Here is a 15596-nt window from a genome sequence, read left to right as displayed (position 1 = left end):
TCCAAGTAAAAAATAATATGCTGGAAATACTTCCAGCCTAAAATTCAGCATATTTATACATATAGTTTTTTCTGGGTTCTACTATATCTCCCATTAATAACGAAACCATTTTTTCGGCTTTCGAAGCATCTTCTATAGTAATTTTTTGTAGCGTTCTAGTTTCTGGATTTAATGTAGTCTCCCACAGTTGATCAGGGTTCATTTCTCCAAGCCCTTTATATCTTTGTATTAGGCATCCTTTGCCAACTTCTTTTTTTACTTTCTCTAATTCTTCATCACTATAAGCATACTTTACAGTTTCTTTACTTTTACTTTGTTTATATACTTTATAAAGTGGTGGAAGTGCTATATATAGATGCCCATTGGAAATTAATGATCTCATGTATCGATATATATAAGTCATCCATAATGTTCTAATATGGTAACCATCCACGTCTGCATCGGAAAGAATTATTATTTTATTATATTTTAGATCTTTTTCTTTATAATTATCAAGTACACCAGTACCTATAGCTGTATTAAATATTTTTAATTCTTCACTACTTAACACATTTTCAAGCTTTTGTTTTTCCGTATTCATTATTTTACCCTTTGAAGGCATTATAGTTTGAAATCTTCTATCTCTTGCTTGTTTTGCTGAACCACCAGCAGAGTCCCCCTCCACTACTATAAATTCAGAAAATGATGTGTTCTTTAATGTACAAACCGCTATCTTTCCTGCAAGAGGAGCAGTACCCTTTCCTATTTTCTTTTTTTCTGCATCATTTATTTTCTTTATTTTTTCTCTTCTCGCCGCAGCATCTAATGCATTGTTTATTATAGATGATGCTATATCTTTATTATCCTCTATCCACTCCGAAAATTTAGTATAAGCTAAATCATTCATCATTGCATAAGCTTCATTATTTCCAAGCTTTGTCTTAGTCTGTCCTTCAAAAATAGGGTTCGTTAATTTAATTCTTATTATAGCAGTCATTCCTTCTCTTAAATCATCACCCTCAAACTCTTTATCTTTTTCTTTAATAAGATTAAGTTTTTTAGCCCATTCCTTAAACGCCCTGGTCATCCCAGTTTTAAACCCCGTTTCATGAGTACCCGACTCAGTAGTAGGGATATTATTTACATAGCTTGCTATATAATCTGTAGTTGAATCTGTAAACTGAACACACACTTCACCGTACAATTTTATATTATTTACTTCTCTCTCCCCTTCAAATAATATAGCTTCACTGTGAAGAACAGTTTTGCTCTCATTTAAATAATCTATAAAATCTAATAGTCCTCTTTCTGAATGATATACTTTTTCTAAAACCTCTTCTTTTCTATTATCAATAAATTTTAGTTTTATGCCTTTATTTTGAAAAGCCAATTCTTGGAGTCTTTCATCTATTATATCAAATTTAAATTCTATAGTTGAAAAAACATCTTTATCTGGCATAAAAGTAACTTCTGTACCTGTTTCTTTTGTTTTTCCTACTATCTTTAAACTAGTTACAGGCGTACCTGGCATTTCCCTTTTTAGAGACTTATCATAAGCCATTTCAAACCTCTGTCTATATATATGTCCATCCTGCCTCACTGTTACTTCAAGCCAATTAGAAAGAGCATTTACCACCGAAGCTCCAACACCATGAAGTCCTCCTGAAGTCTTATAAACAGAGTTATCAAACTTACTTCCAGTATGTAATTCAGTAAATACCATCTCTACTCCAGATTTTTTCTTTATAGGATGTATTCCCGTTGGAATACCTCTACCATTATCTTTTATAGTAACACTTTTATCTTTATTCAAAATTATAGTGGCAGTATCACCATATCCATTAGAAATCTCATCTATAGCATTATCTAGTATTTCCCATATACAATGATGTAGTCCTTTTAAACCTGTAGAACCTATATACATTCCAGGTCTTATACGTACAGGCTCTAGTTTTTCAAGAGATGTAAGAGCTGTTACATCATATAAGGAGCTTTTATCTATTTCATTAATCATATAAATCCTCCTCTACTTACAAACTTTTATCACAGATTAAGATTATATCAAATATTTTTTATAAAAACAAATGTTCTCATATAATTAAAATAATTATTTATTCTAAAAGGTTCATTTTTCTATTATATTGCATATACAAATATTAAGACATTGGAAAGGAGATGAATTGATGGTTTCTATAATTCTCCAATATGTATTAATAGCATTTCTAGTAGTTGGAATAGGATATCTAGTATATTTGTTAAAAGATAAAGACGTCTCAATAAAAGATGACTACTTTGGTGTAGCATATATACTATTAGATACTTTAAGTAATGATGAGGCTACTCCTGAAAATGCCAAAAATATTCTTAGAGCAATTTCTACAGCTGTAAATTATGTAGAGTCTAATTATAAAGATGAGGATAATGAAATAAAAGAGGAAAAAGCTTTAAAAATGGCTAAGGAAGCTATTAATGCATTAAATTTACAAAGTTCTATATCAGATGATAGTATAAGATATGTTATAAGACTTGCAGCCGCATTATTACCCAGTAAAAAATCCTTAGAGTAAGTTTTATTGTGTAATTTAAAGTAAAAGTTAAGAGTAATGATAAAACCTTTTATAAGTATTCATCTATTACTCTTAACTTTATGTATTTTTATGAATTTGCCTTTTTAAAAAAGTATGTTGATGATACTGTCGCAATGATTATAAAACATAAAGGGATTATAAACTTAGGTGACCATGGATTAATTATATTTTTCCCCATTAGTGAATAACATAAAGTTTCAGGTACTACCCCTAACAATGAAGCCAATATAAAATCTGAGTATTTCATTTTAGTTAGACCACAAGTATAACTCAAAGGATCATAAGGAAGTACTGGTGGAAGTCTTAATAAAAACAACACCTTAAATCCATCTTTTTCTAAATTATTATTTATTTTAAGTGCTTTTCCTTTAAGAATCCTATCTACAAACTCTTTACCTAAAAATCTAGATAAATAAAATGCAAGAGTTCCTGCTAAAAAAAAGCCTCCCATATTTAATATAAACCCTTTTACAGGACCAAATATAATTCCAGCTACTATAGATAACATAGCTGCTGGGATAAAAAGTACTATTGGTTTCAATCCGCATATTATAAGGAAGCATACTGCCGCATATTTTCCGCTTCTTCTTACGAAATGAGTTAGAGATTTTATGTTAATATTTTTAAAATCAACTCCATGTTTTGTAACAATAAATACTATAAATATTATTATAGAAATTAAAATGACTATTTTCCATATACTCTTTTTTTTCATACTAACTCCTTTCTAGTATATAAATAATAATTTGTCCAATATAGATTGTATCAATTTAACATCTTATTAACAATAGTATAAAAAATTATTCATATAGATTTAAGGTGAAATCTTATATAAAATAAAAGACCTTAGACTAAAATCCATTGGTCTTTAATTCTTATATTAAATGCAGTAGAGGTTTAAGTTCCTCATCATCTTTCATATATTCTTTAAAATCAGGGTAGAGCTTTATAGCTATTCTCATATCCTTTACCGCAGATTTTATATCATTTTCATGAACATAAAAACATGCCCTATTATAATATAAATAACCTTCCTTAGGATTATTTTCTATGCCCTGACTTATAATTATAATACTTTTTTTAAGATCATCTAACTCCTTATATAAAACTGCTAAATTCAAAAATGAATATCCATAATATTTATTTTCATTTATAGACATTTTATAATACTTTATAGCTTCTTTATACTCCCCCATCTTTTTTAATATTACTCCCATGTTAAATAAAGCCATATAATGATTTTCTTTAATCTCTAAGGCCTTTTTCATCTCTTTTAAAGCTAATTCATTCTTATTTAATTCTTCATATATACAACCTAAATTTGCATGTCCCCAAAAATCTAAAGGCTTAATTTCTAATGCTTTTTTATAGTATTTAATTGACTTTTCTTTTTTACCCAATTCATCATATGTATTTGCCATAAAAAAATATGCCTCATAATAAAATGGATTTAAACTTATGGCCTTTTTATAAAATTCTATAGCTTTTTGGTATTCCCTTAAACCATCATACAAAATAGCAATACCATAATAAGCTCTCTCATCTTCTTTTATCTTCAAAATTTCTAAATATTTTTCATAAGACATTTTAAAACTACCTAGTTCATCATAAATAATTGCCATATCTATAAGTAATTCTATATCTCTTTTACCTTCATCATATTTATAAGCTTTTCGGTAAAATTGAATTGCTTTTATTAATTGTTTATTTTCTTTAAAATTATTAGCTATATTCTTATAGTTCTTCATCATATAATTATTGTTCATAAAGTTCCAACCCCATTTGAATACATTATTTTATCTTACTCATATATATTACATTAATCCAAGCCATTATTACAACTTATAGTGAAAATTTATAAATATTAATAAAATTATATGGTTTTTATCATACAGGTATTAATCTGCATAATAAAAACCATATCTTATCTAATCTTTAATTTCTTTCTTCCATTACTATTTTTGTATAAGAATTTACTGTCAAAATATAATATATTAAATATATAAATGTATATGCTCCCATTATTATTAATGTGGGTTTTAAAACTTCAGCATTAAATAAATATTTATACATAATTATAGCAACACTACTATGACTTATTCCTAGAACTAATGGAATAAAAAATACTATAAATATTTGTTTTGCTATAGAAGCTCTTATTTCTTTTTTATTTACTCCAACTTTTCTTAATATATTATATCTTTTTTTATCTTCGTTTGCCTCCATAAGCTGCTTGAAATAAATTATACTACCTGTGGAGATTAAAAATACTAGCCCTATAAAAACACCAACAAACATAAATATTCCTAGTCCTGATACAATGCTAAATGCTTCATCATAGTAAGAGGATAATTCTATATTTTGTGGTAAATTTTTTACCAAATCTAATATTAATTCTTTTGTATTATCCTTATTTTCTAATATATAACCTTTCCCTCGTAATACTTGATTTTCATTATATAGTTTATTATATATATTATCTTTTACTATAAAACTAGTACCTATCATGAAATAGTTTAATGGAGAATAGTTGCTTTTATCTACAACTCTAAAACTGTACTTCTTACCATTACTAAGTATCTCTTCAATATTATTTTGATAATTTTTATCATCTCTATAGTTTTCTAATATTATAGCTTCACCATCATTTTTTATAGAGAATTTTTCCTTAACTCCTCTTTCCTTAAGTAATCTATTAATCTCACTTTCCGATATTAAATATATCCCATTTTTATTTTTTACAGCTTTAACAGAATTTACTTTTATGAATTCAGCTTCAGAAGATAATACCTTTTTATTCCTTGGATATTTAGCTATTATATCCTCTACCTTTTCATCTATTTTTTCATTACTATTTATATAAGCAAATGTATAAGGATATTGTACTGCTCCTGCTTCCTTTATTCCTGAATAAAGATTATATGTTATACCTAAAGAAGTCAATGTAGTGGCACTTAAAATAGATATTATAGAAAAAGTCCTTACATTGCCTTTTATTCTATACAATAAATTAGATGTACTAATCATATTTATACCTTTATAGTAGTTTTCTTTATTTTTCTTTGACCTTTTTATAAAGTATACTAAAGAATAGTTAAAGAAACCAAATGTTCCAATTATAACCAAAATCGTTGTTAATAACACATTTAATAAAAAATTACCGTTATCTGTTTTAAGTCCCACTACGTATCCTAGCACAATAATTAACAATGAAATTACTGATAACACAATAGAAACTTTAGGTTCTTTTTCCCTTACACTCTCTGCCTTGAAAAGATCTATTAATTTATATTTATAAATTATGCTATATCCATGAATGGACGTTAACAAAAATAATATACCGAAAACAAGAGTTGTATTTAAAATAGCCTGTAGACTTAGAGAAAATGCTATGGATATATTAACTTCCATAAACTTTATAAGTATCATTATAAAAAATTTTGAGAATATACTTCCAAGTATTATCCCTACAAATAATGCTATAAATCCTATAACTATATTTTCATAGAAAAGCATTCTTCCAATTTCTTTCTTTTTTATTCCTAAAAGAGAATATAGTGCGATTTCTTTTTTTCTCTTTTTTAAGAAAAAAGATGTAGAATACCATATGAAAATAGTAGCAAATATTGCTATTATTATAGCTGCCACTTTGAAGCCTGCTGCCACTTTTATAGATTGTCCAGCGGTTTGTTGCACCTGTTGATTATATCTTATGGCTGAAAATGTATAATATATTATTATATTAAATACTATTGATGTAAAATATATGAAATAATTATAAAAGTTTCTTTTTATATTTCTTGTGGCAATTTCAAATAGATTCATTGTTCTACCCCCTTATATAAATTAATACTACATTTCACTTAGTCCACCACCAAGAGTAGATAGTACGTCTAAAATCTTTTGGAAAAACTCCTTACGTGATCCACCTCTTACAATTTCCGTGAAAATTGACCCATCTTTTATAAATAAGATTCTTTTACAATAACTAGCGGCAAATGCATCATGTGTTACCATCATTATTGTTGCATTTTCGCTTTCATTCATATCACTTAGACTTTGCAAAAGTTCTGTAGAAGACTTTGAATCTAATGCACCTGTAGGTTCATCTGCAAGTATTAATGTTGGATGATTTATCATAGCTCTTGCAGCCGCTGTTCTTTGTTTTTGACCTCCTGATATTTCATATGGATATTTTTCTAATATATCTTTTATTCCAAGACTTTCTGCTATATCTAAAACATTCTTATCTATTAAACTAGGTTTAATTTTAGAAAGTGCTAATGGCAAAACTATATTTTCTCTTACACTTAAAGTATCTAATAAATTAAAATCCTGAAATATAAACCCTAATTTTTCCCTCCTAAAATTTGATAAAGTATTTTCATTCATTTTCACTATATCTTTGCCATCTACAATAATGTTCCCTGAAGTAGGAGTATCTATTGTAGCTATTACATTTAAAAGTGTACTTTTCCCAGCCCCAGATGGTCCCATTATTCCAACAAATTCTCCCTCTTTTATTTCAAAATTAACATCATTTAAAGCTGTATACATATTTCCTTTTTTTCCATATACTTTTCTTAAGTTATTTATTACTAATACATTTTTCATATTAAATAATCCTCCTAAAATCCTTTTTGAGTATTAGACATACTTCTATATAAGTTTCATCAATTTTTTAATTCATTGACCGTATGGAACTAAAACTACACTTTAAATTATAATTTTTTATACCCACTTAAACCATTTATATAACTTACAATTTAATATATTTCCTTACATTTTCGTCACAAATAACATTATATATATTATTACCTTTATATATTTTCTAAATACTAACTTTAAAAATAAAAACTGTTGAAAATAATATATTTCAACAGCTTTTTAGTTTATAATTTATTTTTTATACACTCTATAATAGTTTGTAAGTTTGGGAAAATGTATTATAACTTTTGTGTACTCATAAAACTTTGACTCTATACTAATATAATGACCCAATTTCTTAGCTAACTTATCAGATAAATACAAACCCATTCCAGTAGATTTAACATTCTCTCTTCCATTGTGTCCTGTAAAACCTTTCTCAAATACTCTATTTATATCTTCCTTTTTTATACCATTTCCATTATCTAATATTATAAGCCTTTTCTCTTTTTTATCTTCCGTTGTATAAATTTTTATACTACCAGATACATTAGTATATTTTAATGCATTACTTAAAATCTGGTCTATTATATAGTCTATCCATTTTTTATCTGTAAGCACTTCTATATTTATTTCACCTATCTCTACTTTTATTTTCTTTCCAATAAAGGTTTTGGCATGTTTTTTTATAATTTCTTTTATACTTTTATCTAAATTTATTTCCTGTATAAAATAGTCTTTAGAAAAATCATCTATTTTTGAATAATATAAAGCTTGCTCTACATATCCATCTATCTTATTTATTTCATCTTCTATACTATCTAATATCTCTTCCTTAGATTTATCCATAGAATCTTCAATTATAAGTCTAGTAACTGCTATAGGAGTCTTTATTTCATGTACCCAACTTGTTATAAATTCTGAATTTTCCCTTCTATCATTATTTAATCTATGGATTTTAATAGCTTCTTCTTCAAATAGTTTTTTAAAGAGGTTATTATATATTTTCTCCTCATTATTTCTTGCCTCTGGAAGGGCACTAACAATATCTTCATTAACATTTTCTATAATATAATTCAAAGCATTGTAATATCTTTTACGCTTAAAAAAATCTATAAATAAATAAAAAATGAATAGAAACAAGGATACAAAATTCATATATATAATATTGGCTAATTGAACCTTAACTGTTCCATCTAAATAAACCATTAAAGATACAAATATCATTAATACAACAAAAAATATAATTAAATATATTTTATCAATTAAATATTTCTTTATATTCATTTTAATTCTTTCCCCCAATTTAATACTATACCATTTAGTATATCCCTTACTTATTATTTTCTTCATTTTATTATAGATTTTAAACTTTGTAAATTTATTTCTCTACTAAATAGAAACACCCAAAGACTTCTTATTATAAAAAATCTTTAGGTGTTTAAAACTATTTACTTATGCTCATTAAGTATTCCTTTATCTCTGTAGAAGTACTTAGTGCCATTACTTTATCTACTATTTTAATACATTCCTTATAATTTGATTCACTTATTATTCTTCTAGCATTTAGTATAGAAGATGCACTCATACTAAATTCATCTAATCCCATTCCTAATAGAAGTGGTATTAAATATTTATTACCAGCCATTTCTCCGCACATGCCTACATATTTACCTTCTTTATGACCATTTTCTATAACCATCTTTATAAGTTTTAATACTGCTGGATTGAAAAAATCATATAAATAGGAGACTCTTTCATTCATTCTATCTACTGCAATTGTATATTGAATAAGATCATTAGTTCCTATACTAAAAAAGTCCACTTCTTTAGCAAGTATATCTGATGATACTGCTGCTGATGGAATCTCTATCATTATTCCTACTTGTACATCATTTTTAAACTCTATCTTTTCTTTTCTTAATTCTGCTTTACATTCCTCTAACACTTCTTTTGCTTCCCTAAGTTCCTGTATATTTGATATCATCGGAAACATTATCTTTAAATTTCCATATACAGAAGCCCTAAGTAAAGCCCTTAATTGAGTTTTAAATATATCTTTTCTGTCTAAACATAACCTAATAGCTCTATACCCTAAAAAAGGATTTAATTCCTCTCCTATAGGAAGATATGTTAGTTTTTTATCCCCACCTATATCCAATGTTCTTATTATTACAGGTTTGTTATTTAGTTTTTCCAAAACCTCTTTATAAGCCTGAAATTGCTCCTGTTCTGTAGGAAGATTATCTTTAGACATATATAAAAATTCCGTTCTAAAAAGACCTATTCCTTCCGCTCCATTTTTTAGAGCATTTTCTGCATCATCTATAGAACCTATATTAGATACAACTTCAACTTTTTTATTGTCTAATGTTATTGACTCTTGTTCTTTAAATTTTAACAAAGTTTCCCTAAACTTTCTTTGTTCCTGCATTTTTTCTCTATATTGAATTAGCACATCCTCCGCAGGATTTACTATGATATTTCCATTATCTCCATCAAGAATCAATATGTCATTTTCTTTTATAGTTTTAATATCTTCCCCAACCCCTAATACTGCTGGAATACCTATAGAACGTGCTATTATTGCTGAATGTGATGTAACTCCTCCTATTTGGGTTCCAAATCCTAAAACTAAATCCTTATTAATTTGAGCAGTATCTGATGGTGTTAAATCATTGGCAATTATAATACATTGCTGATCTATATCTTCAATGGATAAACTTTCATCCCCATTTAATATTTTAATTAATCTTTTACTTATATCTCTAATATCAGCTGCTCTCTCTCTCATGTAAGCATCATCTAATGATTCAAATATCATAGCCAATTCATCACTAGTAGTTTTTACAGCATATTCTGAATTTATTTTATCTCCCTCTATTTTAGAAATTATAGCTCCTGTAAACTCTGGGTCATCTAACATAAGTAAATGTGCTTCAAATATCTTAGATTTTTCTTCCCCCAATTTTTCCTTTGTACTTTTAATAGTTTTCTCTAACTGCTCTTTTGCCCTATCTATAGCTAAATTTAGTTTTTCCTTTTCTTTTTCTGCGTTTTCCACATTGTTTTTTTGTATATTATAATTCAGTTCCTTTAATATTAAAGCCTTACCTATAGCAATTCCTGTTGACGCACTTACTCCCTTTAACATTTGAAATCCTCCCTCTTTATTATCCAGTGTTTTTTTATTGGATTCCTTCAAGCATTTCTATCCTCTCTATGAATACTACCTTATTATAATAACTTTCATACTCTAAATAAGAATAGTTACAAAATAGAGAAGCCGTAGCTTAAATACGTATTATAAATTTAGAATCACTTAATACGATTTTCTATTAAATCTACTATTTGATTAATAGCCTCTTTTTCATCATTTTCTTCACTTTTAATGATTATTTCATCTCCTTTTGTACATGACATAGACATAAACCAACAAAACTTTTAGCATTATATTATTTGCTTTTATACTAAACTTAAATTTTAAAGCTTTATTTACTGTCTTCATATCTACCCTAGCATATATACCAGTTTTATTTTTTATTAATATATTCTTTATTATAGTTTCAAAATCCTTCTAAATTACTTTAACCAAACCTCAGCAATTAATGACTCTTTATCTACTTCTCCATAATTAAATTCTACCTTTTCTATAATATCCTTATTTGTGATTATCATAGGGCTTAAATCTGATTTAGCCTTTTCATTTATTAAATCTAAATTAAAAGATACTAATTTATCTCCAACTTTAACCTTATCTCCTGCTCCAACAAAAGTTTCAAATCCTTCTCCTTTCATAGATACAGTTTCTATACCTATATGAAGTAATATTTCAAGTCCTTCCTCTGACCTAATAATTACAGCATGTTTAGTTGGGAATACCTGAACTATCTCTCCATTTACTGGTGAATATAATACTCCATCCTTAGATGAAAATCCAACTCCATATCCCATCATATTTGATGCAAACACCTCATCTGGAATCTCCTCTACTTTAAAACAACTTCCTATAAATGGTGATTTTATTTTTACAACTTTATTTTTCTTGAAAAACTTGAACATTATATTGCTCCCTTCATATTAATAATTTGTATATCTATCTACATTATTTTTTTTATCTCATCCTTAAGCATTTCAGCTTCTGGTCCAAATACTACTTGTAAATTTCCTCCTCCAGCATCCATAGTTCCTGCTGCTCCTAACCTTTTTAACTGTTCTTTATCAACTTTATCTGTATTATTTACTGTAAGTCTAAGTCTAGTAATACAAGCATCTATACTATCTATATTTTCTTTTCCTCCAAGTGCCTTTAAAACTTTTGCTGCCTTCGAGGAACTATCTAATGATTTTTTTTCTACATTCTCTTCCAAATCAGAATCCTCTTCTCTTCCTGGAGTCTTGTAATTAAACCTTCCTATAGCATAATAAAATACCACAAAATATAATACTGCTATTATAGGTCCTACTATTAAAAATAACTTCCATCCATTTTGAGAGTTAGAAATACCTAGTATATAATCAATTAAACTAGCTGAAAAACTATATCCCAATCTTATACTAAAAAATTTAGTTAAAAGCCCTGATATAAATGCCCCAAATATATGAAATACATATAAAATTGGAGCTAAAAATATAAATGAGAATTCAATAGGTTCTGTTATACCTGTTAATATAGAAGTTACAGCCGCTGTCAACATCATACCTGCCACAGCTTTTCTTTTTTGTTTTTTAGCTCTTAAATACATAGCTAAAGTTGCTGCTGGAAGTCCAAATAACATTATTGGAAATTCACTTGCCATAAAGTATCCCGCTGTAGGATCTCCTGCAAAAAATCTAGCAGCTTCCCCTCTTAACATCTCTCCTGTTGCTGGATCTAAAAATCTGCCAAATTCATATAGAAATGGCGGATAAAATACATGGTGTAATCCTACAGGAATTAATGCTCTTTTTCCTGCTGCATATATTGCTGGTCCAAAGGGTGACCCTGTGGCAAAATTAGCAAAAGAATTTATCCCCGTCTGAATGGGAGGCCATATAAATGAAAAAACAACTCCTATTAATATAGCCATTGCTGCTGTTACAATTGGCACAAGCCTCTTTCCTGCAAAGAAACCTAAATATGGAGGTAATTTTGTTTCGTGAAATTTTTCATACATTTTTGCTGCCATAAGACCTATAATTATTCCTCCAAATACTCCCATATCAATGTTTTCTATGCCCTTAGCTTGAATATTTAAAATTCCACCCATAGCTTTAAGTACACTAGTTAATACTCCATAACCTACCACTGAAGCTAAACCTGCTACGCCAACATTTCCAGTAAACCCTATAGCTACTCCTACAGCGAATATTAACGATAAATTTACAAATACCGCTAAGCCTCCATTATATATTACCTGCCCAATAGAATTTACCATTCCACTACTTTGCATTAACCATCTACCAACTGCAACTAAAATACCTGCTGCAGGTAGTACGGATACAGGTGTCATAACGGCTTTCCCAACTTTTTGTAATACCTTAAATGTTTTATTATTAGCCATAATTATATCCTCCTTTACTACTCCTTACTTTAGTTTTATATTAATTTGAAAAATTATTAGTTTTTTTTAAATTTAAACAAATAAAAAGACATAAGCTTATAAAATGCCTATAATAGCATTTAATAAAGCTCATGCCTGATCGTATCAGTAACACGCTTCTATTCAATTTGATTCTATTAGTCTATGTATATGTACTGCAATATACCCTACTTCATCTTCTGGTACTTTCTTTTCTAATCTTTTTTCTATAAATTCACATACTTCCTTTGATATTTTAAACTCCTTTTTTAACTGCTTTTTTACAGAGGGTAAAAACATATTCTCCAAGCTTTTATTATGGTCTATTCTATATAGTGCATATCTTAAATGTGATATTAATCTAGAATATTCAAGTGTTTTATCATTTAATTTAATATCTAATCTATCACTTATAAATTCAATTACTTCTTTCACTATTCTAGTAATTTTAAGGCTATCTGACACCTGTACATTCATTTTAGCGGAATATATATGCAGAGCAATAAAACCGATTTCACTCTCCGGCAATTGAACATTTAGCCTTTCCTTTATAATTTCTAAGGTTTTCTCCCCAATAGCATACTCATCACTATATAAAGTTTTAATTTCATATAAAAAAGGATTAATGATATCTATTCCTTCTTTTAAACGTTTTAAAGCAAAATTTATATGATCTGCTAAACCAATATGGATATGAGAATTTAATTCTTCTTCTAGTTTATTAGATGCCATATCAATTATCTCTTCTGTTACTGCTAAAATATCTTCATCAATATTTTCTAGTACATTTTTATAACTATCTATTTCTTTCTCGTCAATTTGTATGAATTTTTGCTCTATAGTTGCCTGTTCCGATATAATTTCTCCTTTTTTTCTTCCAAATCCTATACCTTTACCTGAAAGAATAAATATTTTATTATATCTTTCAGTAACAACTACATTATTATTTAATGGCTTTATTACCTTATATCCATCAATCATGTCCCTCTCCTCATATTATAAAATATTTATTACTAAATTTCAACATGTTTTTTTTAAATTATATGAAAATAAACACTATTCATCAAAATATAATTTTTCAAGACAATAATGATCCTTTAATTCTATAGTTAACTTATCCCACAGATACATCCTTCTTTGAAGCTCTAATGAATATTCTTCACTTAATAGCTTCTTTACCTCTTTTGTATGAGCCTCATTATTAAATTCGTGTAAACTTTTAATTTTTTCTGTTTTATAATCCTTTAAAAAAGATAATACTATTCTCCCATGTTCTTGACATTTTTCTTCTATATCAAATCTAATAGAATAAATAAGTCCCATAACTAAATTCATTTCTGAAAATATACTATATAATACCTTCCTTCTTATATTAATATAAAACTCTCTTTTTAAATCCTCAAGATAAATTTCAGAATATAAATATTCCTGCTGTTTATTATTTTCAACTAAAAGTTTTATATTTCTCGAAATTCCTCCAGTATCTTTTAAAACACTAGATGTAAGCTCAATAGCATCCCATAAATAATCCCTTTCCACTAAATCATATATAAAACTATTAAAAGCTTTCTTAAACTTCTCTAAAAGCAATAACTCTGTGCCTATTTTATTCTCCGATTTAAATCTTTTTCTTTCATAAATAATATAATAAATTCTTTCTAATTCTTCACAAGATAAATCATCTTTATCATCTAAGGACAATAGATGTAAATACATATATTTTTTTAGTTCTTCTTTAGATTTCTCTAGGTTACATATATCTAAAGTATTAATAATGTCTATAAGCTTTTCTTCAAGCATCCTAATCCTCCCCTAATAATTAAGTTTACAACTAATGAAATAATTTTTCATACTAAAGTTTTTTATTTATATTAAACTTTATATATATTTATATTCATATTAAATTATTATTTATATAGTAATTACAATATTCTTTATACTAAAATTTTATTATATCTAATTTTATTATTTAAAGTAAATATTTTATATTATCTCCGTAAAATTCAACTTGATTAAATAACTCATTATGATTTATTATATAATAAAATAATACATAATTAAACTTGTCCCCTAATATTAATATTATGCCTTAATAATTATGAAGTTAATACATATGTAACATAATCATAAGACAATAAATGATATTTTATGATAAAATAATATTGCATAATAAATACAAATACTTCGGGGGGATTTTTACATGCAAAGGATAGATTCATATAGTATCAAGGTAGCTATTTCTGTATCTTTATGTATTGTTTTATTTAATATACTTCATAGAGAGTATCCTTTCTATGCATGTATAGCTGCTATATCTTGCATGAAAGAATCTGTTTCCTCTACTTGTGTAGCAGGTAAAAACAGATTTTTCGGTACGTGTATTGGAGCTTTAATGGGACTTATATTCTATCTCTTTCTTAAAGATACAGCTATCTATTGTGGTATAGGTATTATAATTATAGTATATCTTTGTAGATTATTTAAACATCCTAGTTCCATTGTTATAAGTTGCATAGTTTTTGTTGCTATCATGACAAATCTTAAAGGTGTTCCTTCTCAAGAGTATGCTATAGATAGAATAATCAACACCTTTATAGGTATAATTATAGCTGCTTTAGTAGATAAAATCACAGATTATATTTTAAATTCAAAAATATATACTAAATCTAATTGTAAAAGTGAATCCAAATAAATTTAAAAATTTCCAAATAATGTTTATTAATGAAGCTATACCATTAAACCACCATAATAATTAGAGTTTATATGTTTAAAATAACAATATAATGATATTTGTTATTTTAATATATAAAGGGATGATTAT

14 protein-coding genes are annotated in these 15596 nt (G+C 27.0%); 2 read left to right on the top strand and 12 right to left on the bottom strand.

Annotation, left to right across the window (positions count from 1 at the left end):
• Positions 1–37: 37 nt before the first annotated feature.
• Positions 38–1993 carry a DNA gyrase/topoisomerase IV subunit B gene (locus EJL03_RS00860; protein ID WP_125152078.1) on the bottom strand — a complete coding sequence of 652 codons (1956 nt, stop codon included), beginning with the start codon at positions 1991–1993 and terminating at the stop codon, positions 38–40.
• 169 nt (positions 1994–2162) lie between these two features.
• On the opposite strand from EJL03_RS00860, the gene EJL03_RS00855 reads away from it, so the two are divergent.
• Positions 2163–2546: a hypothetical protein gene (locus EJL03_RS00855; RefSeq protein ID WP_125152077.1), complete on the top strand. Its 384-nt coding sequence runs from the start codon at positions 2163–2165 to the stop codon at positions 2544–2546.
• An 88-nt stretch (positions 2547–2634) separates the two neighbouring features.
• Here the strand turns inward: EJL03_RS00855 and EJL03_RS00850 are convergent, their stop codons facing one another.
• From EJL03_RS00850 to EJL03_RS00800, 11 genes are all read right to left on the bottom strand, one after another.
• Positions 2635–3282, bottom strand: a complete 648-nt coding sequence (locus EJL03_RS00850; RefSeq protein ID WP_125152076.1) for a TVP38/TMEM64 family protein — start codon at positions 3280–3282, stop codon at positions 2635–2637.
• 160 nt (positions 3283–3442) lie between these two features.
• Positions 3443–4333 (bottom strand): tetratricopeptide repeat protein, encoded by an 891-nt coding sequence (locus EJL03_RS00845; protein WP_125152075.1) that lies wholly within the window; start codon positions 4331–4333, stop codon positions 3443–3445.
• A gap of 169 nt (positions 4334–4502) precedes the next feature.
• Positions 4503–6392, bottom strand: coding sequence for an ABC transporter permease (locus EJL03_RS00840; RefSeq protein ID WP_125152074.1), 1890 nt, complete (start codon positions 6390–6392; stop codon positions 4503–4505).
• Positions 6393–6419: 27 nt separating this feature from the next.
• Positions 6420–7181, bottom strand: coding sequence for an ABC transporter ATP-binding protein (locus EJL03_RS00835; protein ID WP_125152073.1), 762 nt, complete (start codon positions 7179–7181; stop codon positions 6420–6422).
• A 285-nt stretch (positions 7182–7466) separates the two neighbouring features.
• Positions 7467–8501, bottom strand: a complete 1035-nt coding sequence (locus EJL03_RS00830) for a sensor histidine kinase (RefSeq protein WP_206427321.1) — start codon at positions 8499–8501, stop codon at positions 7467–7469.
• A gap of 160 nt (positions 8502–8661) precedes the next feature.
• The gene (gene ptsP, locus EJL03_RS00825) at positions 8662–10368 is read right to left on the bottom strand and encodes a phosphoenolpyruvate--protein phosphotransferase (RefSeq protein WP_125152072.1); all 1707 of its coding nucleotides are present in this window, start codon (positions 10366–10368) and stop codon (positions 8662–8664) included.
• A gap of 164 nt (positions 10369–10532) precedes the next feature.
• On the bottom strand, positions 10533–10637 hold the full coding sequence (locus tag EJL03_RS00820; protein ID WP_164508964.1) for an HPr family phosphocarrier protein: 105 nt from the start codon (positions 10635–10637) through the stop codon (positions 10533–10535).
• A 159-nt stretch (positions 10638–10796) separates the two neighbouring features.
• Positions 10797–11276 carry a PTS sugar transporter subunit IIA gene (locus EJL03_RS16300; RefSeq protein WP_125152070.1) on the bottom strand — a complete coding sequence of 160 codons (480 nt, stop codon included), beginning with the start codon at positions 11274–11276 and terminating at the stop codon, positions 10797–10799.
• Positions 11277–11314: 38 nt separating this feature from the next.
• On the bottom strand, positions 11315–12757 hold the full coding sequence (locus EJL03_RS00810; protein ID WP_125152069.1) for a PTS transporter subunit EIIC: 1443 nt from the start codon (positions 12755–12757) through the stop codon (positions 11315–11317).
• Positions 12758–12919: 162 nt separating this feature from the next.
• The gene (locus EJL03_RS00805; protein ID WP_125152068.1) at positions 12920–13756 is read right to left on the bottom strand and encodes a PRD domain-containing protein; all 837 of its coding nucleotides are present in this window, start codon (positions 13754–13756) and stop codon (positions 12920–12922) included.
• A 75-nt stretch (positions 13757–13831) separates the two neighbouring features.
• On the bottom strand, positions 13832–14575 hold the full coding sequence (locus EJL03_RS00800) for a hypothetical protein (RefSeq protein ID WP_125152067.1): 744 nt from the start codon (positions 14573–14575) through the stop codon (positions 13832–13834).
• Positions 14576–14975: 400 nt separating this feature from the next.
• Here EJL03_RS00800 and EJL03_RS00795 point away from each other — a divergent pair, with 400 nt between their 5' ends.
• Entirely contained in the window at positions 14976–15467 is a 492-nt protein-coding gene (locus EJL03_RS00795) for an FUSC family protein (protein ID WP_125152066.1), read from the top strand.
• The last annotated feature ends 129 nt before the right edge of the window (positions 15468–15596 follow it).

It is taken from the genome of Clostridium rectalis (assembly GCF_900626095.1).
GTDB lineage: Bacteria > Bacillota > Clostridia > Clostridiales > Clostridiaceae > Clostridium_AS > Clostridium_AS rectalis.
Note: the sequence above shows the minus strand (reverse complement) of the source record. Positions and strands in the feature narration are given on the sequence as shown.

Bases quoted from the DNA above. Each gene is read 5' to 3' on its own strand.
- EJL03_RS00860 (WP_125152078.1), bottom strand. From the start codon at position 1,993: ATGATTAATGAAATAGATAAAAGCTCCTTATATGATGTAACAGCTCTT.
- EJL03_RS00855 (WP_125152077.1), top strand. From the start codon at position 2,163: ATGGTTTCTATAATTCTCCAATATGTATTAATAGCATTTCTAGTAGTT.
- EJL03_RS00850 (WP_125152076.1), bottom strand. From the start codon at position 3,282: ATGAAAAAAAAGAGTATATGGAAAATAGTCATTTTAATTTCTATAATA.
- EJL03_RS00845 (WP_125152075.1), bottom strand. From the start codon at position 4,333: ATGAACAATAATTATATGATGAAGAACTATAAGAATATAGCTAATAAT.
- EJL03_RS00840 (WP_125152074.1), bottom strand. From the start codon at position 6,392: ATGAATCTATTTGAAATTGCCACAAGAAATATAAAAAGAAACTTTTAT.
- EJL03_RS00835 (WP_125152073.1), bottom strand. From the start codon at position 7,181: ATGAAAAATGTATTAGTAATAAATAACTTAAGAAAAGTATATGGAAAA.
- EJL03_RS00830 (WP_206427321.1), bottom strand. From the start codon at position 8,501: ATGAATATAAAGAAATATTTAATTGATAAAATATATTTAATTATATTT.
- ptsP (WP_125152072.1), bottom strand. From the start codon at position 10,368: ATGTTAAAGGGAGTAAGTGCGTCAACAGGAATTGCTATAGGTAAGGCT.
- EJL03_RS00820 (WP_164508964.1), bottom strand. From the start codon at position 10,637: ATGTCATGTACAAAAGGAGATGAAATAATCATTAAAAGTGAAGAAAAT.
- EJL03_RS16300 (WP_125152070.1), bottom strand. From the start codon at position 11,276: ATGTTCAAGTTTTTCAAGAAAAATAAAGTTGTAAAAATAAAATCACCA.
- EJL03_RS00810 (WP_125152069.1), bottom strand. From the start codon at position 12,757: ATGGCTAATAATAAAACATTTAAGGTATTACAAAAAGTTGGGAAAGCC.
- EJL03_RS00805 (WP_125152068.1), bottom strand. From the start codon at position 13,756: ATGATTGATGGATATAAGGTAATAAAGCCATTAAATAATAATGTAGTT.
- EJL03_RS00800 (WP_125152067.1), bottom strand. From the start codon at position 14,575: ATGCTTGAAGAAAAGCTTATAGACATTATTAATACTTTAGATATATGT.
- EJL03_RS00795 (WP_125152066.1), top strand. From the start codon at position 14,976: ATGCAAAGGATAGATTCATATAGTATCAAGGTAGCTATTTCTGTATCT.